Origin of the sequence: uncultured Halomonas sp., from assembly GCF_947501415.1 — a bacterium.
In the GTDB taxonomy this organism is placed as follows: Bacteria; Pseudomonadota; Gammaproteobacteria; order Pseudomonadales; family Halomonadaceae; genus Halomonas.
Genome location: NZ_CANMVL010000001.1, coordinates 1 through 25,453, shown reverse-complemented (window position 1 = coordinate 25,453; position 25,453 = coordinate 1). Strand labels below are relative to the sequence as shown.

The following is a 25,453-nucleotide window of genomic DNA, read 5'->3' as shown; positions in this document are numbered from 1 at the left end:
GTCTCTCTGTTGCAGTGGGTGAAGGTGTGTCTCAGGAGTCGCGGCTGCTCTCGGCCAGGTCCACCAGCTCGCGAACCGCCACGGCAAACAGGGGGAAACCACCCTGTCCGCCGCTTCCGACCTGTTCGATCAGGCGGCACCAGCGGGCATGCATGGCATCGTGCCGCTCGAGCCACTGCTCGACCCGGGCGGAGGAGTCATCGGCTCCCTCCTCCATCTGCAGCACACTGACGGTCAACGCCAGCTGCTGGCGGTCGATATCGTCACGGAAGGTCTCGCGAGCCTGGGCCTGCCAGCTGTCCCGTACCTTCAACTCGGTGATCCGGCGGATCATCCAGGGGAGCTGCAGACGGTTGCCGATCGCATAAAAGACCTCGGCCACCTGCTCGGGTGCCACGTCGGTCTGGCGTGCGGCCTGGATGATGCCAAGCCCGGCATAGAGGCTACCCGCGGCGGCCACATTGGCCGCCAGGGATTCCGGCACCCCGGCCTCCACCAGCTCGTCTCGCCGCGCTTCCCAGGACTCTCGTTCCTCGCCGCTGAGGCGTTCACCGATGCCCTCGCGAATCGCCACCAGGCGCGGCGCGAAGAAGTCGATGCACTGGCGAGTATCGAGACCGGTACGGCTGCGCAGCAACCAGCGCGTCGCGCGACGGATCAGCCGCATCAGGTCGAGCATCATGGCGTACTGCACACCGCTGGGTACCCGGTTATCCAGCGCCTCGATCTGCGACCAGATCTCATCCAGCCCGAACACTTCCCGCGCGATGACGTAGGCCCGGGCGATCTCGGCACGGCCGGCCCCGGTGGAGTCGATCAGCCGGCGCACGAAGACGATACCCATGTGGTCGACCAGGTCGTTGGCCAGCTGGGTGGCAACGATCTCCCGCTTGAGGCGGTGCTGGTACATCTCGTCGCGATACCGCTCCACCAGTACCCGCGGGAAGATGCGCTCGACATAGCGCTCGATGACCGGGTCGTCGGGAACGTCCGAGACGATGAGGTCATCCTTGAGCACACTCTTGGCATAGGAGATCAGCATCGCCAGTTCAGGTAGCAGCATGCCCTGCTGATTGGCGGCCCGCTCCTGGAGCTCCTCGTCGGCGGGCAGGAACTCCAGCTCACGATCGAGCTGTCCGGCGGCCTCCAGTTCGCTGATGAAGCGCCGGAAGGGGCCAACACCCTGCTTCGACAGCAACTCGGCGAGGTCGAGCGCCTGGGTCTGGCGATAGTTGCCGAGCAGCACCAGCTCACTGACCTCGTCGGTCATGTCGGCGAGCAGCTGGTTGCGCTGCTTCTCGGTCATGTCGCCGCGCTTGACCACTTCATCGATCAGGATCTTGATATTGACCTCGTGATCGGAGCAGTTGACCCCGCCGGCGTTGTCGATGAAGTCAGTATTGATGCGCACGCCCCTGGCGGCAGCCTCCATGCGACCACGCTGGGTCATGCCGAGGTTACCGCCCTCGCCCACGACTCGGCAGTTGAGCTCACGGCCATCGATCCGCAGGCCATCGTTCGCCTTGTCGCCCACCTGGGCATCGGTCTCGTCACTGCCCTTGACGTAGGTGCCGATACCGCCGTTCCAGATCAGATCCACCTCGGACTTGAGCATGGCGCTGATCAGCTCGTTGGGGGAGAGCCTCTCCTCACGGATGCCGAACCGCGACTTCATCTGCTTGGAGATGGGGATCGACTTGGCGCTGCGCTTGAAGACCCCTCCCCCCTCGGAGATCAGTGAGGCATCGAAGTCTGCCCAGCTGGAGCGCGGCATCTCGAACAGGCGCTTGCGCTCGGCGAAGGTGGCCGCCGCGTCGGGCTCGGGGTCGACGAAGATATGCAGGTGGTTGAAGGCACCCACCAACCGGATCTTGTCCGACAGCAGCATGCCGTTGCCGAAGACATCGCCGCCCATGTCGCCGATGCCCACCACGCTGAACTCGTCCTCCTGGGTATTCACGCCCAGGCCTCGGAAGTGGCGCTTGACCGACTCCCAGGCCCCTCTCGCGGTGATCCCCATCTTCTTGTGATCGTAGCCATTGGCTCCGCCGGAGGCGAAGGCATCCCCCAGCCAGTGGTCATACTCGGCGGAGATTTCGTTGGCGATATCCGAGAAAGTGGCGGTTCCCTTGTCGGCGGCCACCACCATGTAGGCGTCATCGGCGTCATGACGCACCACGTCACGCGGCGGCACGACGTCACCGCCCTTGAGATTGTCGGTCACATCGAGCAGCGCCCGGATAAAGGTCTTGTAGCACTCGACCCCTTCGCGCTGGAAGGCCTCGCGGTCGCCCTCGGGCAGCCGCTTGCAGACAAATCCGCCCTTGGCCCCCACCGGCACGATCACCGAGTTCTTGACCTGCTGGGCCTTGACCAGCCCCAGCACCTCGGTACGGAAGTCCTCGTGGCGATCCGACCAGCGCAGGCCACCCCGAGCCACCTTGCCACCACGCAGGTGTACCCCCTCGACCCGCGGCGAGCAGACGAAGATTTCGAAGGCGGGACGCGGCTTGGGCATGCCGGTGACCTTCGAGGGCTCAAGCTTGACGGCGATATAGTCCTTGACGCCACCATCCTCGCGTCGCTGGTAGTAGTTGGTGCGCAGGGTAGCCAGAATCAGCTCCATGTAACGACGCAGCAGCTGGTCATCATTGAGGCTGGCCACATCGTCGAGAAGCCGCTGAATGCGCTCCACGCAGGCCTCCTCTTCACCCTCGCCGGGACGGTCGGCGGGGTCGAAGCGCAGCTCGAACAGCGTCACCAGCTCGCGGGTGATCTCCGGATAGCTGGCCAGGGTATTGGCCATGTAGTCCTGAGATACGCCGAAGCGAATCTGCTTGAGGTAGCGGGCATAGGCCCGCAGCATCGCCACCTCACGCCAGTCGAGATTGGCGCCGATGATCAGACGGTTGAAGGCGTCGTTATCCGCCTCTCCCGCCCAGATACGCAGAAAGGCCTCGCAGAAGGGCTCGCGCATCTCCTGGAGGTTGACCTCGGTACTGGTGTGATGCTCGAGATTGAAATCATGGATCCAGTAGCTGGAATCCCGGGCACTGATTTCATAGGGGCGCTCGCCGAGCACCCTTAGGCCCAGGTTCTCCATCATCGGCAGCACATCGGAGAGCGGAATAGGGGCGCCACGATGGAACAGCTTGAGATTGACCCCGCTGCCCTCCTCCTCCACCAGCCGGTAAAGCGACAGTGCCAGTGGCTCTCCCTCGTCGAGCTCACCGATATGGTGCAGATCATAGACGGCGGTGCGCGCGCTGAAGTCGTCGCGGTAGCTCGCCGGGAAGGCATCGCGGAATCGGTCCATCAGGCGGTTGGCCTGCTCCTCGCCGAAACCATCGATACAGGCGGTGTGCAGATCATCACGCCAGTTGCGCGCCAGCTTGGCCAGCTTTGTCTCGAGACGCTTGATCTCGTACTCGACCGGGCGGTCGCCCTTGAAGCGCAGGATAAACTGGATGCGTGCCAGCACCGACTCGGAGAGGTAGGTGTTGAAATCGCCGAAGGTGGCGTCGAGCTCCTCGCACAGCATCTCCTGAATGCGCAGGCGCAGCTCGGTGGAGAACACATCCCTGGGCACAAAGACCAGACAGGAGTAGAAACGGCCGGAAAGGTCCTCGCGCACGAACAACCGGACGCGACGGCGCTCGCGAATGCTGAGGATCCCCAGCGCCGTCTGCGCCAGCTCCTCGGTATCGATCTGAAAGAGGTCATCGCGGGGATAGACCTCGAGGATCTGCAGCAGCTGCTTGCCGTTGTGCCCCTTGGGGCTGAAGCCGGCGATCTCCATCACCGCCTTGAGCTTGCGCCGCAGGATCGGCACGTTGCGCGGCGACTCGTTGTAGACGGTGGCCGTGAACAGCCCCAGGAAGCGATGCTCACCGATCAGGCGCCCCTGCTCGTCATAGCGATCGATGGAGATATAGTCGGGATAGGTGGGACGATGAATCCTCGCGTGGTGGGCGCTCTTGGAGAAGGTCAGCAGCTCCGGCACCAAGACATAGTGGCCATTCTCGATGCCAAGCTCGGTACGGATACGCTCCCGGTAGCGTGGCTGGTCGAGACGAAAGACCCCAAGCTCGCTCCCCTTCTCCTTCTCGAGGCTCTCCTTGTCCGCCGTCCCCTTCACCGAGTAGGTGTCATAGCCCAGGAAGGTGAAGTTGTCCTCGAGCATCCACTCCAGAAAGGTGATCGCCTCGGCATGATCATCCGGGTCCGTCTGTGGCGGGCAGCAGGAACGAAGCTCCGACAGCGCCTCCTCGACCTTGGCACGCATCGGGTCGAAGTCGGCCACCGCGGTACGCACATCGACCAGCACCTCCTCGAGGCTGGCCTGCATCTCCTGCAGTTCCTCGCTATCGGAGTGACGGTCGATCTCGATCACGATCAGAGACTCGCGCTGGGCCGGGGCCGCGCTGTCCTTGGGAGAGGTCACCGACAGCAGGCGATGGCCACGGTCCCGCTCCGTCGCCAGCACGGCATTATGGATGGCGTGCACGGTCATGCCACGGCGATTGAGCTCGATGCGCACAGAGTCGACCAGGAAGGGCATGTCCTCGTGCAGCACCGCCACGAAGGTGTGCGGCGACTGCCAGCCATGCTCCTCGAAGTCCGGGTTGAAGACCCGCACCTTGGGGTCGGCCGGGTCGAACTGCTGCAGGAAGTGCCACACCGAGAGGGTCGCGCCGTAGATATCATCGAGCCGGCGGTCCTCCAGATCATCCAGTGGAACCGCGGCATAGAAGTATTCGGCAAAGGCCCCCACGGCCTCCGCCTTGGCGGCATCCAGTTTGGCGCTCAGGCGCTCATCAAGCTGCTTTAGCAGGTCCTGTCTGGCTTCGTCATTCGCAACGTGCTGCATCCATCACCTCGGCTACCGGCGGCCGCTCCTGCGGCCGGGAAGTGTTCGACACGACCCCGGTGGGGCCCTGTCGTCAGCTTACGCGACACCCGGAGTGCGACCTAGTCACTTGATGATCTGCTCATGGAGCATGTCGAAAATGCATTACGCTGAGGCATCGCGAGTTCGTCAGTCGCGTCGCTCGAGCAGCACACCGCACTCGCAGTGGTGGGTCCAGGGAAACTGGTCGAAAAGCGCGAAACGCGTGATTCGATGGGTCTCGGTCAGACGCTCCAGATTGCTCGCCAATGTCTCCGGATTGCATGAAATATAGACGATACGCGAATAACCGCTCAGCTGGCGACAGCTGGCATCATCGAGACCGGCGCGAGGCGGGTCGACCAGCACGGTGCTGAAGGAATAATCATCGAGCGCCCACTCGGCGACCCGACGCCCCCCCTTCTCTCCCTTCAAGGCCGCGGCGAACTCCTCGGCCGACATGCGTCCCACGGTGACGTTGTCGATACCGTTGGCGGCCAGGTTTTGCCTGGCACTGGCGACCGAGGTCCGCGAGATCTCCGTGGCCAGCACGCGCCGGAAATTCTCGGCCAGCGCCACCGTGAAGTTGCCGTTGCCGCAGTAGAGCTCCACCAGATCTGCAGACTCGCTGTCCCGCGTCACGTCCCGTGCCCAGGCCAGCATCGAGCGGCAGATCTGTGCATTGGGCTGGGTAAAGCTGTTCTCCACCTGCTGATAGACGAACTCACGTCCCTCCACCTCGAGACGCTCCCAGACATGATCACGCTCAAGTACCCAGCGCTGCTTGCGGGCACGACCGATGATCATCACCCCGAGGCGCTCCTGCAGGCGACGCGCCTCGGCCTCCCAGGCCTCGTCCAGCTGGCGGTGGTAGATCAGGGTCACCAGCGCCTCGCCGGAGAGGGTGGTGAGGAACTCGACCTGAAACAACCGGCGGCGCAGCGGGTCGTTGTCACGAATGGCATCGAGCAGGCGCGGCATGAGGTCGTTGATCTGCCGGCTGGCGACCGGGTAGTCATCCAGGCGGATGACCGTCTTCTTCTTTTTCTTGGGGTTCTCGGTGTCCTCCTCGGACTCTTGAATTTCGAACATGGCGTAGAAGAGGTCATCGCCCTCGTGCCAGATGCGAAACTCGCAGCGCTGGCGATAGTGACTCGGCGGCGAAGGGTAGACCTCGAGTGCCGGCGGCGCGAAGCGGGAAAAGTCTCGGACGATACGCTCGCGTTTCGCTTCGAGCTGCTGGTCGTAGCGGTCAGGGTCGACGACAGGAATGGCCACGAAGCCTCCAGATAAGTAGGGATGTAAATGAGTGAAAGGGAAAGACGTTTTGGGCGTGGATGATCAGCCCAGTTCGAGTGGCCGCGGGCCGCTGAAGCCGAAGCGCGACAGGACCCCGGCCAGGGGCATGTCGGGGGCGCTGGCAAAGCTCTGCCCCGGGCCACTCCCGAGTGCCACGTCCGATGCCACCTGGGCGGTGCGCCGGGCGATGGCATCGCTGGAGTCGACCCAGCTCACCGCACGCGGCGCGGCGGCCGACAGGAGATCGCGCAGCAGCGGGAAGTGGGTGCAGCCCAGCACCACGGTATCGAGCTCGGGCTCCTCCCACAGGGGGGCCAGGGCCGAGGCGATCACTGCGCTGTCGGGCAACTCTCCGGCCAGGTGGCGTTCCGCCTCGCGCACCAGGGGGTCCGCCGCGACTCGCCTGACTCGACAGTCAGCGGCGAAGGTTTCGATCAGGCGGAGTGTATAGGGACGCGCTACCGTGGCACTGGTGGCCAACAGCCCGATATGGCGACTTCGGCTGATCATGGCTGCCGGCTTGATGGCCGGCACCGTTCCCACCACCGGCACCCTCAGATGTTCACGCAGGGCATCCAGCGCCAGGGTGCTGGCGGTATTGCAGGCCACCACCAGGGCCGCACAGCGGCTGGCCGCCACGGCCGCCTCGCACACCGCCAGAATACGCTCCACGAGCCAGGCATCCTGACGACGCCCATAAGGCAGCATGGCGTTGTCACAGGCGTAGGCCAGGGCCGCGTCGGGCATCCGCGCCCGCAACGCGGCCACGACCGAGAGTCCGCCTACTCCGGAATCGAACACCAGAATCGGTCCCGCCATCACCCAGCCCCCCGTCGCCCGGGGGGGCAACAACAGGAGCTGGGTAATGGCGGAAATATCAGGTACAGGCTGGGCATGGCAAGGGAGAGACCGCTGAAATGCCAGCCATTCTACCTCACATCTACCTCACAGCGGGGATGAGCCGAAGCACCGGCCTATCAAGGGCCGGCCTATCGAGGGGAAGGCCAGGCTCAGGTCACCGGCTCGGGAGCATCGCGCAGCTCGGCATACAGCTCGGGATAGGCCTCCTCAAGACGCTTGACCTGTGCCTGAGCGCCTTCGGGCAGCGCCGCCGCCAGGGCCTCGAGGTCCGCGTCATCGAAGTTCTCCTGGATCAGCGGAAACAGGCGCTCACGCTCATCTCTCAGATAGGCACGGTGGCTCTTCAGATAGGCATTGAGATCCTCGGCGAAGTGCTCCATGGGGACCACGGCATCCATCAGGATCATGTCGATATCATTGGATAGCCGCTTGAGTCGCGACTGCAGCGCCCGGTAGTCCCGAGCCAGGCGTTCGGTGACCTCGACACTGGAAGGATCCAGCTCCATGAGTCGCTCGGTGCAGACCTTTTCGAGAGGCTGGGTGAAGCCCTCCTGGTAATCGAGGATATAGTCGACGACCTCGCGCACCAGCTGAAAATTGGGGCGCTCGCCGGCCGCCAGGGTCTTCTGCTTGAGCTGCAGAACGTGCAACATGCGCGCCATATTGGCATGATCCTGACGCAACTGGGGCAACATTGGCATGTCGGGCCCTCCTGAAGGAAACATGGGAGAAGGCACTCTCCATTGGATACGCCATCCGGGGCTAGGTTCATCTCGAGGCCCCTTTGGCGCCCTCGACGCTAACCCACTCTAGCAGGAGTGACGCCGACCTGCCCCCTCCCCATCAACGCAAGGAGACGCCATGGACCTCTTCGCAAGCGACCGCGACGACGACGCCCCCCTCGCCTGGCGCATGCGCCCGCGCGGCCTAGCCGACTATGTAGGCCAGCAGGCCCTGGTGGGCCCCGGCAAGCCACTGCGACGCATGGCCGAGAGCGGCCTTGTGCGTTCGATGATCCTGTGGGGGCCGCCAGGCACAGGCAAGACCACCCTGGCGGAGATCCTGGCCGTCGAGTCGGGTGCCGATCTTGAGCACCTCTCCGCGGTGATGGCCGGCGTCAAGGAGATCCGGGCCGTAGTGGAGCGCGCTCAGGCACGCCAGACACAGGGGCTGGCGACCCTGCTGTTCCTCGATGAGATCCACCGTCTCAACAAGAGCCAGCAGGATGCACTGCTGCCTCACGTGGAATCAGGACTGCTGACGCTGATCGGCGCCACGACGGAAAACCCCTCCTTCGAGGTCAACTCGGCCCTGCTCTCCCGGGCCCGGGTACACGTCCTGACGTCACTCTCCGACGAGGAGCTGATGGAGGTGTTGCAGCGCGCCCTGGACGACGAGGAAAGGGGCCTGGGAACACGCCGAATCCGGCCCGAGCCCGATGTACTCAGGGTCCTGGCCCGGTCCGCCGCGGGCGACGCTCGCCGCGCCCTGGGGCTGTTGGAGAGCGCCTGCGACTTTACCGAGCCCGGCCCGGAGGGAAGCGAGATACTTCGCCGGGAAGCATTGGAAGCGGTGCTGGGGCACCAGGCAAGTGCCTTCGACAAGCAGGGCGATCACTTCTACGACCTGCTGTCGGCGATCCACAAGTCGGTGCGCTCCTCACGTCCGGATGCCGCCTTGCTCTACATGGCACGCTTTATCCAGGGGGGCGGCGATCCTCTGGATGTGGTCCGCCGGCTGACCGCCATCGCCTCAGAGGATGTGGGAAACGCCGACCCCCGCGCCCTGCCGCTGGTCATGGCCGCCTGGGACGCCTATCTGCGCCTGGGGGATTACGAGGGGCAGCGGGCCATTGCCCATGCCGCCATCCACCTCGCCGTGGCCCCCAAGAGCAACGCCATCGACCGGGCCTGGCATCAGGCCAAGGCCTTTGCCGCCAGCCAGCCCCAGCTCGAGGTGCCGAGTTATCTGCGCAACGCCCCCACCAAGCTGATGGAGTCACTGGGTCATGGGCAGGGCTACCGCTATGCCCACCACGAACCCCACGGCTATCCCGCCGGCAGCAGTCACGACTGCTGGCCGGATGCGACGCCTCGCGAACACTTCTATCGGCCCACCGAGTACGGCCAGGAGAAGCGCTATGCGCAGATCATGGCCTGGCGGGAGCAGCTCGATGCCGAGGCGGACGAAGACGGCAGCTAGCCGCCAAGCCGCCAAGCCGCCAAGCCGCCAAGCAGAATAGCCTAGCCCAAAAAAGCGCCCCGCCGGACCTGAAATCCGACGGGGCGCTGCTTTATTGCCTGCATAATAGCCAAACAGCTTGGCGGCGTGGTGCGTTCAGCTCGGCGCTTTACTGGGTATCGCGAATCACATCGGTCCCGTCGGGAATCTCGAAGGCGAAGCGGCCATCATCGATGCTCTGATTCATGCGTACATCACGAAAGGCAATGGCGGTGCGCTGCCCCGTGCTGTCGGTCATCTCCAGCCCGACAAGACGCTCGCCGCGGAAGGTCATCTCCAGCTCCTCGAACAGGGTATCGGGATCCCTGGGCATCAGGGTGAAACGCTCTGCGCTGCCCTGCTGGCTACGCGTGACGTTGAAGCTCTCGACCAGCTCATCGGCACTACCGGAGAGCAACAGCGCCGGGGTGTGGGTCACACGCTGGTCGAGTGCCTGCACGGTGGCCTGCTCCAGGTCGGGGTCATAGAGCACCACGTCGTCCCCATCGGAGACCACAAGCTGCTGATAAGGAGCGTCCACCTCCCAGCGAAACCTGCCGGGTCGCGACAGCCACATGCTTCCGCGCGCCTCCTGGAGCCGCTCACCACTGGCGTCGAGTATCTGCTGCTCGAAGGTGGCCGCATAGGTCTGCATCGGCTCCAGTATACGACTGAGACGCTCGGCGCCTTCGCTGGCCAGCGCCGATAGCGGCATGGCGAGACCAACGACGAGGGTGGCGAGGCTCTTCTTGACGGTCATGGGCATCTCCCTGAACGGTGCCGGTGAATTCCTGTCATTGAGACCGCTGGCATGCCGCCGGGTTGCCTCCCCGGCGGCGCCTTCACGGTAGCTGCACGGTGTTTCACCAGTGTCGCCATATGCAGACACTGATTAATCACCCGCCGCCGGCGGCGCCAGCACCTCTCGGGCACCATTGGTCCCCATGGTGGAGACCACACCGGCCATCTCCATCGCCTCCACCAGTCGAGCGGCACGGTTATAGCCGATCTTGAAGCGACGCTGCACCGCCGAGATGGAGGCGCGTCGTGAATCGGTTACGAAGGCCACCGCCTCGTCATAGAGCGCATCCTGCTCGGCGTCGTCACCGTCGCCGCCTTCGGACTCGAGTCCGGCCAGGGCGTCGGCGGAGACGCCACCGGAGAGGATCTCTTCGATATACACGGGCTCGCCGCGACGCTTCCAGTCCTCCACCACCCGGTGGACCTCATCGTCATCGACAAAGGCGCCGTGGACACGAGACGGCATGCCCGAGCCCGCCGGCAGATAGAGCATATCGCCGTGGCCCAGCAGGTTCTCGGCGCCCCCCTGGTCGAGGATGGTGCGCGAATCGACCCGCGAGGAGACCTGGAAGGCCATGCGCGTCGGCACGTTGGCCTTGATCAGGCCGGTGACCACGTCCACCGAGGGGCGCTGGGTGGCGAGTATCAGGTGAATACCTGCGGCGCGCGCCTTCTGGGCCAGCCGTGCGATCAGCTCCTCGACCTTCTTGCCGACAATCATGAACATGTCGGCAAATTCGTCGATCACCACCACGATATAGGGCAGTTTCTCGAGTACCGGTGGGCTCTCGTGCATCTCCCAGGGCTGAGGCTCCCACAGTGGGTCCGCCACCTGGGCACCGGCCCTCTCCGCCTCGTCGAGCTTGGCATTAAAGCCGGCGATATTGCGCACCCCCATGGAGGCCATCAGCTTGTAGCGTCGCTCCATCTCGGCCACGCACCAACGCAGGGCGTTGGCGGCCTCCTTCATGTCGGTGACCACCGGGGCGAGCAGATGGGGAATGCCATCATAGACCGAGAGCTCGAGCATCTTGGGGTCGACCATGATCAGACGCAGCTCCTCGGGCGTCGCTTTGAGGAGCATGGAGATCAACATCGCGTTGACGCCCACCGACTTGCCCGAGCCGGTGGTACCGGCTACCAGCAGGTGGGGCATCTTGCCCAGGTTGGCCACCACCGGGCCGCCGCCGATATCCTGCCCCAGGGCCAGGGTCAACGCCGAGTCGGCCTGCTGGTAACGATCGGAGTCGATCACCTCGCGAAGGCGAATCATCGCTCGATTGGGATTGGGGATCTCGATGCCGACGGTGGGCCGCCCGGGGATCACCTCCACCACGCGCACGCTCTTGACCATCAGCGAGCGTGCCAGGTCCTTGGCCAGATTGCTGATCTTGGAAACCTTTACCCCGGCGGCCGGCTTGATCTCGAAGCGCGTGATTACCGGCCCCGGCCAGGTTTCCACCACCTCGGCCTTGACCCCGTACTCGCGAAGCCTCACCTCGAGGAGTTCGGCCATTTCCTCCAGCTGCTGGACGGTATAGTTCTGCTTCTGGGGCTCCGGGGGGGTCAACAGGCGCAGGCTGGGCAGATCACCATCGGGCTCGGGAAGGTCATCCAGCACCGGGCGCTGGCTCTGCAGGTGCTCCACGGTCCACAGCCGCATGCCCCCCTCCTCGGCGGCATCCCTGGCCTGCTCCGCGGTGGCTACCCGTGGCGCTTCGTGCTCACCACCGCCGCTCGCCGGCTCTGGCTCTGATTGGGGGGGCTGTGCTGCCTGGCGCGGGCCAGCTGCATCCCGGGGCACAGCCGACATCTCGGTCATCTGCGAAACAGCGGCACCGTCACTCGCCACTGGAGCCCAGGCGTCCTCGCGCTCTCCGGACTCTTCGGCTACTGCCGGCTCGTCCCAGGTCAGTCTCGGCTCATCATCCGTGCCGTCGCCATCGAAATGACCACCGCTCAGCACCGGCTCGCGCCGCTGATCGCCGTCCGGCGCGGGCCGGTGTGGCGTGCCCCCGCCGGCCGTCGCTGGCTCGCTTGCCGGGCTAGTGTTTGCCGGGCCAGTATTTGTCGGGCCGATGTTTGCCGGCCTATGACTCGTCGAGCTGTCACCCTCCGCCCTATCACTCGCCGCACCCGCCGGTCGACTGTTGTCTGTGCCATGGACGTCCTGATCATGGCCCTTCGGGTCATGGCTTTCGGGACTCGCTCCTGTCGACTCTTCGATTGCCGGGGCTGACTCGCCAGGCATCGTGTCATCGGTGCGACTGGCTCTCAGGGCCGGTCCCTGCCAGGCCCTTGCCGGCTCCCCGTCCTCGGGCAACATGGGCTCGGGAACACTCTCCGGCACACCTTTCGGCTCAATGCTGGCTTGTGTTTTCGCCACACTCGCCGCCTCGGGAGCGGTGAACGAATGGGGTTCAGGAGAAGAGGGCCGGGATTCCAGGGGCCCTGATGAAGAGGGCACTGATGAGGAGGGCACTGATGAGGAGGGCTCCGGCGAAGTGGCCTCGGATGCAGGGGTCACGGATGCGCGTGACCTCGCGGGCGTGGCGATCTGTGACGTATAGGCGGCGCCGGGCTGCTTGGCCGATGGTGTACGCTCGGGCACCTCCCAGGGAATGTCGGTGCTGCCATCATCGCCCAAGCCGGGCTCACGACGCGAGGTGGCAGCGACTGTCGGGCCGGCTCGACCACCACGCGCCAGCGGCAGCAAGCGGCGCCACCAGCGCGTTCGCCCGCCGTTGCCATCCGCCATCTCCGGACTGGCACCGGATGCCGAAGCGGCTGTGTCCTTCGCCGCGACCTCCTTCTCGGGCTTGCCTGGCGAAGAGGAGCCCTGGCGGGTAAAGGCAAACCACTCTGCCAGCCAGGCCCACAGGCGCAGGGTCCCACGCCCCAGCTCATCCATCACACTGAACCAGGAGAGCCCAGTGAACAGTGGAAAGCCGCAGAGCAGCGCCACCAGAGCCATCAGGCCGCTACCCCCAACACCAACCATGGGCAGCAACGCTCCCACCAGCCCTTCGCCGAGGATCCCTCCCGTGGAGTAGGGCAAGGGACCTTCCGGGCGATAGAAATGCAGGGCGCCCAGAGTGGTCGTTCCCAGCAGCAGCAGGATCAACCCACCACCACGAACTGCCAGCGCGGTGGCATCCCAGATGAGTCGTGCCTGCCGGGAGCGCAACAGGCGCCAGGCGGCGAGACCGAGCATGCCGGGCCACCACAGGGCGCTGACGCCGAACAGGGAGTAGAGCACGTCGGATAACCAGGCCCCCACCGGTCCCATCCAGTTCACGACGCCCTCCTCGGGCCCGCTGCGTGACCAGCCGGGATCACTTCCCTCATAGCTGAACAGGGCCAGCAGCAGGAACACGCAGACCGCCAGCAACACGATCACCACGCCCTCACGCGCCACTCCTTGAAGCTTCACCCCGAAGCGCTTCGCCGATTCTCTGGCATTGGTCGCGCGGTCTACCCGCGACGCGGTCTGCTTCTCGACACTCAACGAATCATCCCCCTTGCGCCACGCCTGGCGCCGTGCGAATGCGTGGCACCAATCATACCGAGCGAAGGCGCCGCATCACAGTGGGCTTAGCTCAAGAGGTCCCGGCTTGAGCGGTGCCGGCGTGAGCGGCACACTGCCCACTCGATCACAAGGATGCCGACCCCATGCTGCCCTGGTTGCCCCCCTGGCCCGTCCACTTTCCTCCCGTGAGTGAAGCGCTGAACGATCCCGACGGTCTGCTGGCAGCCGGGGGTAGCCTCGCTCCTGAGTGGCTGCTGTGCGCCTATCGACACGGTATCTTTCCCTGGTATAGCGACGATCAGCCTATCCTCTGGTGGAGCCCGGACCCGCGCATGGTGCTGTTTCCTGACGAGATCCGGATATCTCGCAGCCTGGCCAAGCGTGTACGCAATGCCGGCTTCACGGTGACCGCCAACCGCGCCTTCGACGATGTGATCGAGGCCTGTGCAGCCCCTCGAGATGGGCTGCCGGGCACCTGGATCGACGACGAGATGCGTGCCGCCTATGCCCGCCTGCACGCCATCGGCGCGGCTCATTCGGTGGAGGTGTGGCACGGTGACAGCCTGGTCGGAGGACTCTATGGTGTCGCTCTGGGACCGGTTTTCTTCGGCGAGTCGATGTTCTCGCGAACGGCCGACGCCTCCAAGGTCGCCCTGGTGAAGTTGGCCAACGCGATGTCCGCGGGCGGCGGCCGACTCATCGACTGCCAGATGCACACCCCCCACCTGGCCAGACTGGGTGCCCGTGAGATCGCTCGGGCAACATTCATCGGCTATCTTGAAGAGTGGCTGGGCATCCCCGGCAGCGATGTTACCTCGCCCGATCACTGGGTGCCCGCCTGCTGGTCCTTCGCCCCATTCGCCGGGCCTGCCAGCGATTCCGACTGACCGCCCAGCGCCAGGGAGAGCCGCCGTGAGCAGCAACACCCCTCAACAACCGACCCGGGACCTGCGTTTCTTCCTTACCGTGCCCCATGCCTGCAGCTATCTGGAGGGGCGCGAGGCAACCACCCTGTTCCTGGACCCACAGGAGTCCCCCGGCCAGGGCGTATACGACGCCCTGGCACTGCTCGGTTTCCGGCGCAGTGGGCGCCACCTCTATCGCCCCCATTGCGAGGGCTGCAGCGCCTGTATCTCGGTACGCATTCCGGTGGAGGAGTTCTCGCCCAACCGAACCCAGCGGCGGCTGATGCGGCGCAATGATGACGTGAGCCTTCACCTGCGACCGGCCATCTACGATCCCGAGCACTATGCCCTCTATGCCGACTATATCCGCACGCGTCATGCCGATGGCGACATGTTTCCACCGAGCCACGAGCAGTATCGCACCTTCCTGACCCTCGACCAGCCCTATGCCAGACTGCTTGAGTTCCGCCTGGAGGGACGGCTGATAGCGGTAGCGGCCTTCGACCAGCTCGAGCATGGCCTCTCGGCGATCTATACCTTCTTCGATCCCGCCCCCGAGCTGGAGCGGCGATCCCTGGGGACCTATGCGGTCCTGTGCCTTGTCGAGCTGGCCCGACGGCGTGAACTCCCCCACCTCTACCTGGGTTACTGGATCCGCGAGTGCCGCAAGATGGCCTACAAACAAACCTTCCAGCCGCTGGAGCGCCTGGAGGGGCGCCGCTGGCAGCGGCTGATCCCCAGCTGAGGGTTATCGACCCATTCTTTGCCTTGCTGGCCGGCATGCGGCACAATATCGCGCTATTCTTTTCCCATGGCCCCCTTCGGGGCCATGGGACATGATCCACCAACAGCGAGGAATCGCCTATATGGCACGTGAAGACCATATCGAGATGGAAGGCGTGATCGTCGATACCCTTCCCAACACCACCTTCCGCGTCGAACTCGAGAACGGGCATGTGGTAACCGCTCATATCTCCGGCAAGATGCGCAAGAACTATATCCGCATCCTCACCGGCGACAAGGTCAAGGTCGAGCTGACTCCCTATGACCTGACCAAGGGTCGCATCGTCTACCGCTCCCGCTGATACCGGCGGTCGAGCGACTCGACCTCCCCTGCCGCCGACATGACAACGCCCCGTCTCTCGACAGGGCGCTGCGTTGTGGATGAACGGCGGGCTGATGCCCGCCTGTCCACCCTGCCTATGGCGCGTCGGCCATTTCCGACTCGGTATCGAGGTGCAACTCCCCCTGCTCCACGCTGACGTGGACCAGCCCACCGTGCTCGGATAGCTCACCAAACAGGATCATCTCCGCCAGTGGCTTCTTGAGCTTCTCCTGGATCAGGCGCGCCATGGGGCGAGCCCCCATATCCGGGTCGTAGCCCCGCTCCGCCAGCCACACTCGTGCCTCCTCGTCCACATCGAGCTGGACACGCTTCTCGTCCAGCTGGGCCTGAAGCTCCACCAGGAACTTGTCGACCACACTACGCACCACCGAGGTGGGCAGGGCGTGGAACTGGATGATGCCATCCAGGCGGTTGCGGAACTCCGGGGAGAAGGTCTTGCGGATTACCTCCATGGCGTCGGTCGAGTGATCCTGGGTCTGGAAGCCGATGGAGCGCCGGGTAGCCTGCTCGACCCCGGCGTTTGAGGTCATGATCAGGATCACATGACGGAAATCCGCCTCGCGGCCGTTGTTGTCGGTCAGACGTCCATGGTCCATCACCTGCAGCAGAAGGTTGAAGACCTCGGGATGCGCCTTCTCGATCTCATCGAGCAGCAGCACACAGTGGGGCTGCTTGGTGATCGCCTCGGTCAGCAAGCCCCCCTGGTCGTAGCCGACATATCCCGGCGGGGCACCGATCAGACGTGACACGGTGTGGCGCTCCATGTACTCCGACATGTCGAAGCGCACCAGCTCGATCCCCATGATATGCGAGAGCTGGCGAGCGACCTCGGTCTTGCCCACGCCGGTGGGTCCGGCGAACAGGAAGCTGCCTACCGGCTTGTCGGGCGACTTGAGGCCCGCCCGCGACAGCTTGATCGCCGCGGCGAGGCTGTCGATCGCCTCGTCCTGGCCGAATACCAGCATCTTCAGGTCGCGATCGATATTGGCCAGCAGCTTGCGATCGGAACTGGAGACACTCTTCGGCGGAATCCGCGCAATGGAGGCCACCACCGCCTCGACCTGGTCGGTATCGATGGTATCGACGCTCATTTCCGGCGGAAGAAGCCGCTGGTGAGCCCCCGCCTCGTCGATCACGTCGATGGCCTTGTCGGGCAGATGGCGGTCATTGATATAGCGATCCGCCAGACGCGCCGCACTCTCCAGGGCACCATCGGTATACTTGAGCTGGTGATGCTCCTCGAAGCGCGAGCGCAGCCCCTTGAGGATACGGATGGTGTCTTCCACCGACGGCGCTGGCACATCCACCTTCTGGAAACGGCGGGCCAGGGCACGATCCTTCTCGAAGATGCCACGGTACTCCTGAAAGGTGGTGGAGCCGATGCAACGCAGCTCACCGGAAGAGAGCATCGGCTTGAGCAGGTTGGAGGCATCCATCACCCCGCCCGAGGCGGCCCCGGCACCGATCACGGTGTGAATCTCGTCGATGAAGAGAATGGCATTGGGCTGTTTGCGCAGCTCGGCAAGCAGCGCCTTGAGGCGCTTCTCAAAATCGCCGCGATACTTGGTGCCGGCCAGCAGTGCTCCCATGTCCAGGGAGTAGACCACGGCGTCACCGATCACCTCGGGCACGTCCTCCTCGACGATTCGCTTGGCCAACCCCTCGGCGATGGCGGTCTTGCCCACCCCCGCCTCACCTACCAGCAGCGGGTTGTTCTTGCGACGCCTGGCAAGGATCTGGACCACCCTCTCCAGCTCATGCTCGCGACCGATCAGCGGATCGATCTTGCCCATCCGGGCCTGCTCATTGAGGTTGGTGGCATAGCCGGTCAATGGATTGGAAGCGGCCTCGCCGCCCTCCTCGGCCTCCTCTGACTCCGGCGACGAAGATGACGGGGCCTGGTCATGGCCGGACACCTTCGAGATGCCATGAGCGATATAATTGACGGCGTCGACACGCGCCACATTCTGCTGCTTGAGGAAGTAGACCGCCTGGCTCTCCTGCTCGGAGAAGATCGCCACCAGCACGTTGGCACCGGTCACCTCACTCTTGCCGGAGGATTGCACGTGGAAAACCGCCCGCTGCAGCACGCGCTGGAAGCCCAGTGTCGGCTGGGTCTCACGATCGGCGTGATCCTCGGGAATCAGTGGCGTTGTGGAGTTGATAAAGTCCTGCAGGTCGGACCGCAGCTTGTCGAGATTGGCCCCGCAGGCGCGCAGCACATCAGCCGCCGAGGCGTTGTCGAGCAGCGCCAGCAGCAGGTGCTCCACGGTCATGAACTCGTGGCGCTTCGAGCGCGCCACGGTGAAGGCCGTGTTCAGGGTCAGTTCAAGTTCTTTGCTCAGCATGGCAGTCCCCTTCTTGCCGCCCAGGGCATTGCGTCGGATCTTTGTCGGTCCGGCATCATCAACATCGGGCACAATCGCCACCGTTGCAAGCTTGCTTACCAACGGCAGGCGATGTCACACCCGTCGCAACCATGTCCGGGGTGGTCAGTCCGCCGCTTCTATATCCGACAGCAGCGGATGCTGACACTCTCTAGCATATTGATTGACTTGATGACTTTTGGTTTCGGCAATATCGCGTGTAAAGATGCCGCAGGTGGCCTTGCCCTGAGTATGGACCGTCAGCATCACCTGCACCGCGGTCTCACTATCCAGATGAAAGAAAGACTGCAGTACCTCCACCACGAACTCCATGGGGGTGAAGTCATCGTTGTGCAACACCACCTTGTACATCGGTGGCGTCGCCAGTTGCGGATCGGCGGTCTGCACCGCCAGATCGCCACCCTCGTCGGTACCCGGCGGCCGTGTCATGCCGCCGTGCACTCCTACTGCCAACATCTGCGCAAACATAGGGGGCATCATTCGTCTCGACTGTGCCGGACCTGACGGAACGTCCTGACGATTGGACGTCGCCGCGCCGGCGGGGTTCATCGACCTCCTCGAACCATCAGGCACAACGCAAAGCCCCCGCCCACCAGGCGGCGGACGGGGGCCAGCCTTGCAGGGTCGCCTTACATGTTATCGGCGACCGCCTGACCGAACTCGGAGCACTTGAGAAGCTTGGCATCATCCATCAGACGATGGAAGTCATAGGTCACCTCACCCCTGGCGATCGCATTCTCCATGCCCTTGAGCACCAGGTCGGCGGCCTCGACCCAGCCCATATGCCGCAGCATCATCTCCGCGGAGAGGATCAGCGAACCGGGATTGACCTTGTCCAGGCCGGCATACTTCGGTGCGGTGCCGTGGGTCGCCTCGAACATGGCGGTGGTGTCGGAGATATTGGCGCCCGGCGCGATGCCGATACCGCCCACCTCCGCCGCCAGGGCGTCGGAGAGGTAATCGCCGTTGAGGTTAAGGGTCGCAATCACATCGTAATCGGCAGGGCGCAGCAGGATCTGCTGCAGCATGGCATCGGCGATCACGTCCTTGATGACGATATCCCTGCCGGTCTTCGGGTTCTTCATGGTCATCCAGGGGCCACCGTCGAGCGGCTCGGCGCCGAACTCCTCCCTGGCCAGCTCATACCCCCAGTCCTTGAAGGAGCCCTCTGTGAACTTCATGATATTGCCCTTGTGCACCAGCGTCAGCGACTCGCGATCATTATCGATGGTGTACTGCAGGGCCTGACGCACCAGACGCTTGGTGCCTTCGACAGAGACCGGCTTGACCCCGATGCCGCACTCCTCCGGGAAACGGATATTGGTGACTCCCATCTCATCACGCAGGAACCTGATCACCTTGTCGGCCTCGGGCGACCCGGCCTTCCACTCGATGCCGGCGTAGATGTCCTCGGAGTTCTCGCGGAAGATGACCATATCGACATCGCCCGGCCGCTTCACCGGGCTCGGCACCCCTTCGAACCAGCGAACCGGTCGCTGACAGACATAGAGGTCGAGCTTCTGGCGCAGTGCCACGTTCAACGAACGGATACCGCCCCCCACTGGAGTCGTCAGCGGCCCCTTGATGGAGACGATATACTCCTTGACGGCTTCCAGCGTCTCTTCCGGCAGCCAGGTATCGGCATCATAGACGCGGGTGGCCTTCTCGCCGGCATAGACCTCCATCCAGTGAATCTTGCGCTCACCGTTGTAGGCCTTCTGCACGGCGGCATCGATGGCGATCATCATTGCCGGAGTGACGTCGGCACCGATGCCATCACCCTCGATAAACGGGATGATCGGCTCGTTCGGTACATTCAGGCTGTTGTCGGCATTGGCGGTGATCTTCTGGCCACCGTCAGGCGTGACAATCTTCTGAAACTCCATGAGAACTCCCCGCTTGGTCGGTTCAGTGGAGAGCGCAGTATAGCATCGAGCCTACCGAGTGGCGTACAGGACCCGTGCGGTCAACACAGCCCCTTCCCGCCCCCTGACCGAGCAAGGCCTGGAGGCCTGCCGGGACACTTGTCGACAATCATGATAGAGTACCGGCCTCACTGGAGGGCGCCCTGTAATGCATGCCCCCATTTCCCGCCAACGCAGTGACCAGAGAGATCTACGCCCATGTCCCAAACGCCCAAGATTATCTACACGTTCACCGACGAGGCGCCTGCGCTGGCGACCCACTCGCTGCTGCCGATCATCGACGCCTACACGGACGCCGCCGGCATCGAAGTGGAAACCCGCGACATCTCCCTGGCCGCCCGCGTCCTCTCCCAGTTCCCCGACTACCTGGCGGAGGATCAGCGTGTAGAGGATCACCTGGCCGAACTGGGTGCCCTGGCCAAGACCCCTGAAGCCAATATCATCAAGCTGCCCAACATCAGTGCCTCCATGCCGCAGCTTCGGGCCACCATCAAAGAGTTGCAGGGCCAGGGCTATTCCCTCCCGGACTACCCGGACGAGCCCAGCACAGAAGAAGAGAAAGAGATCCAGGCGCGCTATGCCAGGGTCATGGGCAGTGCCGTCAACCCGGTGCTGCGCGAGGGCAACTCGGACCGTCGTGCCCCCAAGGCGGTCAAGGAGTATGCCCGCAAGTACCCCCATCATATGGGTGAGTGGAGCCAGGCCTCGCGCAGCCACGTCTCACACATGCATGGAGGCGACTTCTACGATGGCGAGAAGTCGATGACACTGGACCGTGCGCGTGACGTGAAGATGGAGCTGATCACCGAGAGCGGCGAGACCATCGTGCTCAAGCCCCACGTCTCGCTGCTCGAGGGTGAAGTCATCGACAGCATGTTCATGAGCAAGAAGGCGCTGCTCGCGTTCTACGAGCGGGAGATCGAGGACGCACGCAAGACCGGCGTGATGTTCTCACTGCACGTCAAGGCGACGATGATGAAGGTCTCGCACCCCATCGTGTTCGGTCACTGCGTGAGAATGTTCTACAAGGATGCCTTCGAGAAGCATGGCGAGCTGTTTGACGAGCTTGGCGTCGACGTCAACAACGGCATGGCCAACCTCTACGACAGGATCGAGACCCTGCCCGAGGCCCAGCGCGACGAGATCATCCGCGACCTTCACGCCTGTCACGACGAGCGCCCCGAGCTTGCGATGGTCGATTCGGCACGCGGCATCACCAACTTCCACTCACCCAGTGACGTGATCGTTGATGCCTCGATGCCCGCCATGATCCGTGCCGGCGGCAAGATGTACGGCGCCGACGGCCGCCTCAAGGACGTCAAGGCGGTCATGCCGGAGTCCACCTTCGCCCGGATCTATCAGGAGATGATCAACTTCTGCAAGTGGCATGGCGCCTTTGACCCGGCCACCATGGGCACCGTGCCCAACGTCGGCCTGATGGCCCAGAAGGCGGAGGAGTATGGCTCCCACGACAAGACCTTCGAGGTCCCGGCGGCGGGTGTCGCCAACATCACCGACCTGAAGACCGGTGAAGTGCTGCTCTCCCAGAATGTCGAGGAGGGTGATATCTGGCGCATGTGCCAGGTCAAGGATGCGCCGATCCGCGACTGGGTCAAGCTCGCCGTAAACCGCTGCCGCGACTCGGGCATGCCGGCGGTCTTCTGGCTCGACCCCTATCGTCCCCACGAGAACGAGCTGATCAAGAAGGTCAAGACCTACCTCGCGGAGCACGACACCGAGGGCCTGGACATCCAAATCATGTCCCAGGTCCGCGCCATGCGCTACACCCTGGAGCGTGTGGTGCGTGGCCTCGACACCATCTCGGTGACTGGCAACATCCTGCGTGACTACCTGACCGACCTGTTCCCGATCCTCGAGCTCGGCACCAGTGCCAAGATGCTCTCCATCGTTCCTCTGATGGAGGGTGGCGGCCTGTTCGAGACCGGCGCCGGCGGCTCCGCACCGAAGCATGTGCAGCAGCTCCTCGAGGAGAACCACCTGCGCTGGGACAGCCTCGGCGAGTTCCTTGCCCTGTGTGCCTCCTTGGAGCACCTCGCCAAGCAGTTCGGCAACGAGCGCGCGACCCTGCTGGCCGATGCGCTGGACAAGGCTACCGGCGAGTTCCTCGAGAGCAACAAGTCACCTTCACGCAAGGTGGGCGAGCTGGACAACCGCGGCAGCCACTTCTACCTGGCGCTGTACTGGGCCGAGGCCCTGGCCGCCCAGGACCAGGACGCCGGCCTCAAGGAGCGCTTCGGGCGCCTGGCCGAGACCCTCAAGGCCAACGAGGAGACCATCCTCGAGGAGCTCAACGGCGTGCAGGGTCAGCCGGTCGATATCAAGGGCTACTACCATCCCGATGCCGACCTGGCGCGCTCCGTCATGCGTCCCAGCAAGACGCTGAACGAGGCCCTGGCGATGGTCGCCAAGGGCTGAGCTACCGTCACACGGTGACTCGCCGCCCTATTCCATCTATCGGTACGAACCGACAGGGATGGGGCGGATGACGCTTCGGCTCCCTTCCGCCCTCCGGCGGAGGGGAGCCGTCGCGTTATGACACCGGCCACTTCCGGCATCAGGCACTCGGCACTTGGCACTTAAAAGCAGAGGGGCTGCCATGAACTTGTACCTGCTCCATAAACCATACCGCATGCTCTCCCAGTTCACCGACCGTGCTCCACCATCGGGAGAGCGACGCGCCACCCTCGCCGACGTGATCAACGTGCCCGGAATCTATCCCGCCGGCCGTCTCGACCACGATTCAGAGGGATTGCTGCTGCTCAGCGACGATGGGGAGCTGATCCACCGCATCAGCCATCCACGCCACAAGCAGGCCAAGGTCTACCGCGTGCAGGTAGAGGGTGACCCCGGTGACAAGGCCCTGCAGGCACTACGCCAGGGCGTCGAGCTCGGCGACGGCATGACCCTGCCCGCCAAGGTTCGTCGCCTGGCAGAGAGCGGACTCGCCGAACGCGATCCACCGCTGGACCCCAGGCGCCACCCCGTCACGACCTGGCTGGAACTGACCATCCACGAGGGGCGTAACCGGCAGGTGCGCCGGATGACGGCCCATGTCGGCCACCCGACCCTGCGCCTGGTGCGGGTAGCCATCGGCCCCTGGCGACTCGATGGCCTGGCGCCGGGAGAGTGGCGCCGCGAGACGCTGCACGCCCCAGCCACAACGACAAAACGACACCGCCATGGGCGAAGCCGCGACCCACGTGGTGGACCTACCGGGCGGCGTCCCGGCGACAAGCGAGGAGGCAGACGATGAGCCGCTGGCACCCCTATGTGACCGTGGCCTGCGTGGTGGAACGCGCTGGCGCCTTCCTGATGGTGGAGGAAGATCGCGGCGGGCCTCAGACGCTGTTCAACCAGCCCGCCGGCCACCTGGAACACGGTGAACGGATTCGCGATGCCGCCCTGCGCGAGGTGGAGGAAGAGACCGCCTGGCGGGTCGGCATCAGCGACTACCTGGGCATGTATATCCTCGAGACCCCGGATGGCCTAACCTTTCACAGCCATGCCTTCCTGGGCATGGCACTGGCATACATGGGACATGAACCCGACCCCGCCATCCTCGCCGTACACTGGCTGACCCTGAAGCAGATCGAGGCGCTGGAGCGCGAGGGACGCCTCAGAAGCCCCCTGGTACTGCGCCGCATCCGTGACGCCCTGGCCGGCAAGTTCTATCCGATGGATGTGATTCACGAGCGCTGACCCACGCTACGCGCGGAGTGCCTCTCTTCGAGCTTCCCGCTCGATTCAGGTATAATCTCGCCCCATTTATGTCTCACCGATTTCGAGGGCGCCCATGACCGCCACCCCAGGCAAGGTGATCGTCGGCATGTCCGGCGGCGTCGACTCCTCCGTCTCGGCTCTGCTGCTGCTCGAGCAGGGCTACCAGGTCGAAGGCCTGTTCATGAAGAACTGGGACGAGGACGACGGTACCGAATACTGCACCGCCAAGGAGGACCTGGCGGACGCCGAGGCCGTGTGCCAGAAACTCGGCATCCCCCTGCACACCGCCAACTTCGCCGCCGAGTACTGGGACAACGTCTTCGAGCACTTCCTGGCCGAGTACCAGGCCGGGCGGACACCGAATCCGGACATCCTCTGCAACCGCGAGATCAAGTTCAAGGTGTTCCTGGAGTACGCCGAGATGCTCGGCGCCGAGAAGATCGCCACCGGCCACTATGTGCGTGAAGGGCAGGTTCGCGGTCACCTTGACGGCGACGACCGCCCGCGGCTGCTCAAGGGGCTCGATCCCAACAAGGATCAGAGCTACTTCCTGCACGCCGTGCCCGAGGCCGCCATCTCCCGCACCCTGTTCCCGGTGGGTGAGCTGGAGAAGCCCGAGGTGCGCGCCATCGCCGAGCGCCACGATCTGATCACGGCACGCAAGAAGGACTCGACCGGCATCTGCTTTATCGGCGAGCGCCGCTTTCGCGACTTCCTCCAGCAGTACCTGCCGGCGCAGCCTGGGGTAATCGAAACCCCGGAGGGCGATGTGATCGGCGAGCATATGGGCCTGATGTACTACACCCTCGGTCAGCGCCAGGGGCTTGGCATCGGCGGACTGGCCAATCACCCCGACGCGCCCTGGTACGTGGCGGCCAAGGACCTCGAGCGAAACGTGCTGATAGCCGTTCAGGGCAAGCATCATCGGCTGCTCTACACCGACACCCTGGCCACCGAGCCCATGGAGTGGGTAGCAGGCGTGGCACCGGCAACCAAGGGCCGGCTTACCGCCAAGACCCGCTATCGTCAGGCCGATGTGCCCTGCACCTTCCAGAGCCAGGAGGATGGCAGCGTGGTGGTAGCGTTCGATGATCCACAGCGCGCGGTGACGCCGGGGCAGTCGCTGGTCCTCTACGATGGCGAGATCTGCCTCGGTGGTGGTGTCATTCGTGACGCCTGGAACGCTGCGGAGGTGGCCTCATGAGCGCCTCCACCCCGATCCACCGTGTCCCGAATGACCCGACGACACGTCAGGCCCTGGCCCTGGCCGGGGTCTTCCAGGCGGCCAGCCAGGTCGACGAGCTGGCACGCACCGGTCAGGTCGACCCCCGCGCCTGGGACACCCTGATCCGCGCCACCCTGGACACCAATCCCGACAGCTTTGAAGCGATCTACGGTGGCCACCCCAACAACCTGCGTCGTGGCCTCGAGGCGCTCGAAGGGGTGGTCGGGCGCAAGCAGGCCAACCCGGTGGTGCTGCGCTATGGCTTCACACTGCTGCTGCTGATGAACAAGCTGCGTCAGAACACGGCGATGATGGATGCCCTCGGCGAGAAGCTGACCCGTATCCAGGGCCAGGCCGAGCACTTCGGCGACACCCACGAGAACGTCATCGCCAGCCTCGGCGAGGCCTACCAGGAGACACTCTCCACCTTCAAGACCCGTATCGTTGTCCAGGGCGACCCCTCGCTGCTGCAGAGTCGCATGATGCCGGAGCGGGTGCGCGCCTGCCTGCTGGCCGGCATCCGCTTCGCCCTGCTGTGGCACCAGC

At 64.3% G+C, this 25,453-nt stretch carries 18 protein-coding genes; 9 read left to right on the top strand and 9 right to left on the bottom strand.

Annotation, left to right across the window (positions count from 1 at the left end; all coding sequences use genetic code 11):
* Positions 1 to 31 precede the first annotated feature (31 nt).
* From Q0894_RS00090 to Q0894_RS00075, 4 genes are all read right to left on the bottom strand, one after another.
* Positions 32 to 4,870 carry an NAD-glutamate dehydrogenase gene (locus Q0894_RS00090; RefSeq protein ID WP_299230384.1) on the bottom strand — a complete coding sequence of 1,613 codons (4,839 nt, stop codon included), beginning with the start codon at positions 4,868 to 4,870 and terminating at the stop codon, positions 32 to 34.
* 168 nt (positions 4,871 to 5,038) lie between these two features.
* Positions 5,039 to 6,166 carry a tRNA (uridine(54)-C5)-methyltransferase TrmA gene (gene trmA / locus Q0894_RS00085; RefSeq protein ID WP_299230382.1) on the bottom strand — a complete coding sequence of 376 codons (1,128 nt, stop codon included), beginning with the start codon at positions 6,164 to 6,166 and terminating at the stop codon, positions 5,039 to 5,041.
* Between the two features lie 63 nt (positions 6,167 to 6,229).
* A complete protein-coding gene (gene murI / locus Q0894_RS00080) occupies positions 6,230 to 7,006 on the bottom strand; it encodes a glutamate racemase (protein ID WP_299230380.1) in 777 nt (258 codons plus the stop codon).
* A 191-nt stretch (positions 7,007 to 7,197) separates the two neighbouring features.
* Positions 7,198 to 7,743, bottom strand: coding sequence for a hemerythrin domain-containing protein (locus Q0894_RS00075; RefSeq protein ID WP_132044967.1), 546 nt, complete (start codon positions 7,741 to 7,743; stop codon positions 7,198 to 7,200).
* Positions 7,744 to 7,909: 166 nt separating this feature from the next.
* Between Q0894_RS00075 and Q0894_RS00070 the strand changes: the two genes are divergently transcribed.
* Positions 7,910 to 9,250 (top strand): replication-associated recombination protein A, encoded by a 1,341-nt coding sequence (locus tag Q0894_RS00070; protein WP_299230378.1) that lies wholly within the window; start codon positions 7,910 to 7,912, stop codon positions 9,248 to 9,250.
* 148 nt (positions 9,251 to 9,398) lie between these two features.
* On the opposite strand, the gene lolA is transcribed toward Q0894_RS00070, so the two are convergent.
* Both lolA and Q0894_RS00060 read right to left on the bottom strand, forming a co-directional pair.
* A complete protein-coding gene (lolA, locus tag Q0894_RS00065; protein WP_299230376.1) occupies positions 9,399 to 10,028 on the bottom strand; it encodes an outer membrane lipoprotein chaperone LolA in 630 nt (209 codons plus the stop codon).
* A 132-nt stretch (positions 10,029 to 10,160) separates the two neighbouring features.
* Positions 10,161 to 13,577 (bottom strand): DNA translocase FtsK 4TM domain-containing protein, encoded by a 3,417-nt coding sequence (locus Q0894_RS00060; protein ID WP_299230374.1) that lies wholly within the window; start codon positions 13,575 to 13,577, stop codon positions 10,161 to 10,163.
* Positions 13,578 to 13,741: 164 nt separating this feature from the next.
* Here Q0894_RS00060 and aat point away from each other — a divergent pair, with 164 nt between their 5' ends.
* The 3 genes from aat to infA all read left to right on the top strand — a co-directional run bounded on the left by aat (position 13,742) and on the right by infA (position 15,588).
* Positions 13,742 to 14,485: a leucyl/phenylalanyl-tRNA--protein transferase gene (gene aat / locus Q0894_RS00055; protein WP_299230372.1), complete on the top strand. Its 744-nt coding sequence runs from the start codon at positions 13,742 to 13,744 to the stop codon at positions 14,483 to 14,485.
* A 25-nt stretch (positions 14,486 to 14,510) separates the two neighbouring features.
* The gene (locus tag Q0894_RS00050; RefSeq protein ID WP_299230370.1) at positions 14,511 to 15,248 is read left to right on the top strand and encodes an arginyltransferase; all 738 of its coding nucleotides are present in this window, start codon (positions 14,511 to 14,513) and stop codon (positions 15,246 to 15,248) included.
* A gap of 121 nt (positions 15,249 to 15,369) precedes the next feature.
* A complete protein-coding gene (gene infA, locus Q0894_RS00045; RefSeq protein WP_027961652.1) occupies positions 15,370 to 15,588 on the top strand; it encodes a translation initiation factor IF-1 in 219 nt (72 codons plus the stop codon).
* Between the two features lie 115 nt (positions 15,589 to 15,703).
* Here the strand turns inward: infA and clpA are convergent, their stop codons facing one another.
* From clpA to icd, 3 genes are all read right to left on the bottom strand, one after another.
* A complete protein-coding gene (clpA, locus tag Q0894_RS00040) occupies positions 15,704 to 17,977 on the bottom strand; it encodes an ATP-dependent Clp protease ATP-binding subunit ClpA (protein WP_299230368.1) in 2,274 nt (757 codons plus the stop codon).
* Between the two features lie 144 nt (positions 17,978 to 18,121).
* A complete protein-coding gene (clpS, locus tag Q0894_RS00035; protein ID WP_132044937.1) occupies positions 18,122 to 18,445 on the bottom strand; it encodes an ATP-dependent Clp protease adapter ClpS in 324 nt (107 codons plus the stop codon).
* A gap of 200 nt (positions 18,446 to 18,645) precedes the next feature.
* Complete coding sequence (icd, locus tag Q0894_RS00030) at positions 18,646 to 19,902, bottom strand: NADP-dependent isocitrate dehydrogenase (protein WP_299230363.1); 1,257 nt, start codon at positions 19,900 to 19,902, stop codon at positions 18,646 to 18,648.
* A 237-nt stretch (positions 19,903 to 20,139) separates the two neighbouring features.
* On the opposite strand from icd, the gene Q0894_RS00025 reads away from it, so the two are divergent.
* The 5 genes from Q0894_RS00025 to hflD all read left to right on the top strand — a co-directional run.
* Positions 20,140 to 22,377 carry an NADP-dependent isocitrate dehydrogenase gene (locus Q0894_RS00025; RefSeq protein ID WP_299230361.1) on the top strand — a complete coding sequence of 746 codons (2,238 nt, stop codon included), beginning with the start codon at positions 20,140 to 20,142 and terminating at the stop codon, positions 22,375 to 22,377.
* Positions 22,378 to 22,558: 181 nt separating this feature from the next.
* Positions 22,559 to 23,215 carry a pseudouridine synthase gene (locus Q0894_RS00020; protein ID WP_299230359.1) on the top strand — a complete coding sequence of 219 codons (657 nt, stop codon included), beginning with the start codon at positions 22,559 to 22,561 and terminating at the stop codon, positions 23,213 to 23,215.
* Positions 23,212 to 23,661 (top strand): NUDIX domain-containing protein, encoded by a 450-nt coding sequence (locus Q0894_RS00015; RefSeq protein ID WP_299230357.1) that lies wholly within the window; start codon positions 23,212 to 23,214, stop codon positions 23,659 to 23,661. The genes Q0894_RS00020 and Q0894_RS00015 overlap by 4 nt, the downstream gene beginning before the upstream one ends.
* A gap of 94 nt (positions 23,662 to 23,755) precedes the next feature.
* Positions 23,756 to 24,886, top strand: coding sequence for a tRNA 2-thiouridine(34) synthase MnmA (gene mnmA / locus Q0894_RS00010; protein WP_299230355.1), 1,131 nt, complete (start codon positions 23,756 to 23,758; stop codon positions 24,884 to 24,886).
* A partial coding sequence (gene hflD / locus Q0894_RS00005) for a high frequency lysogenization protein HflD (protein WP_299230353.1) occupies positions 24,883 to 25,453 on the top strand: 571 nt, incomplete at its 3' end. The genes mnmA and hflD, both read left to right, overlap by 4 nt.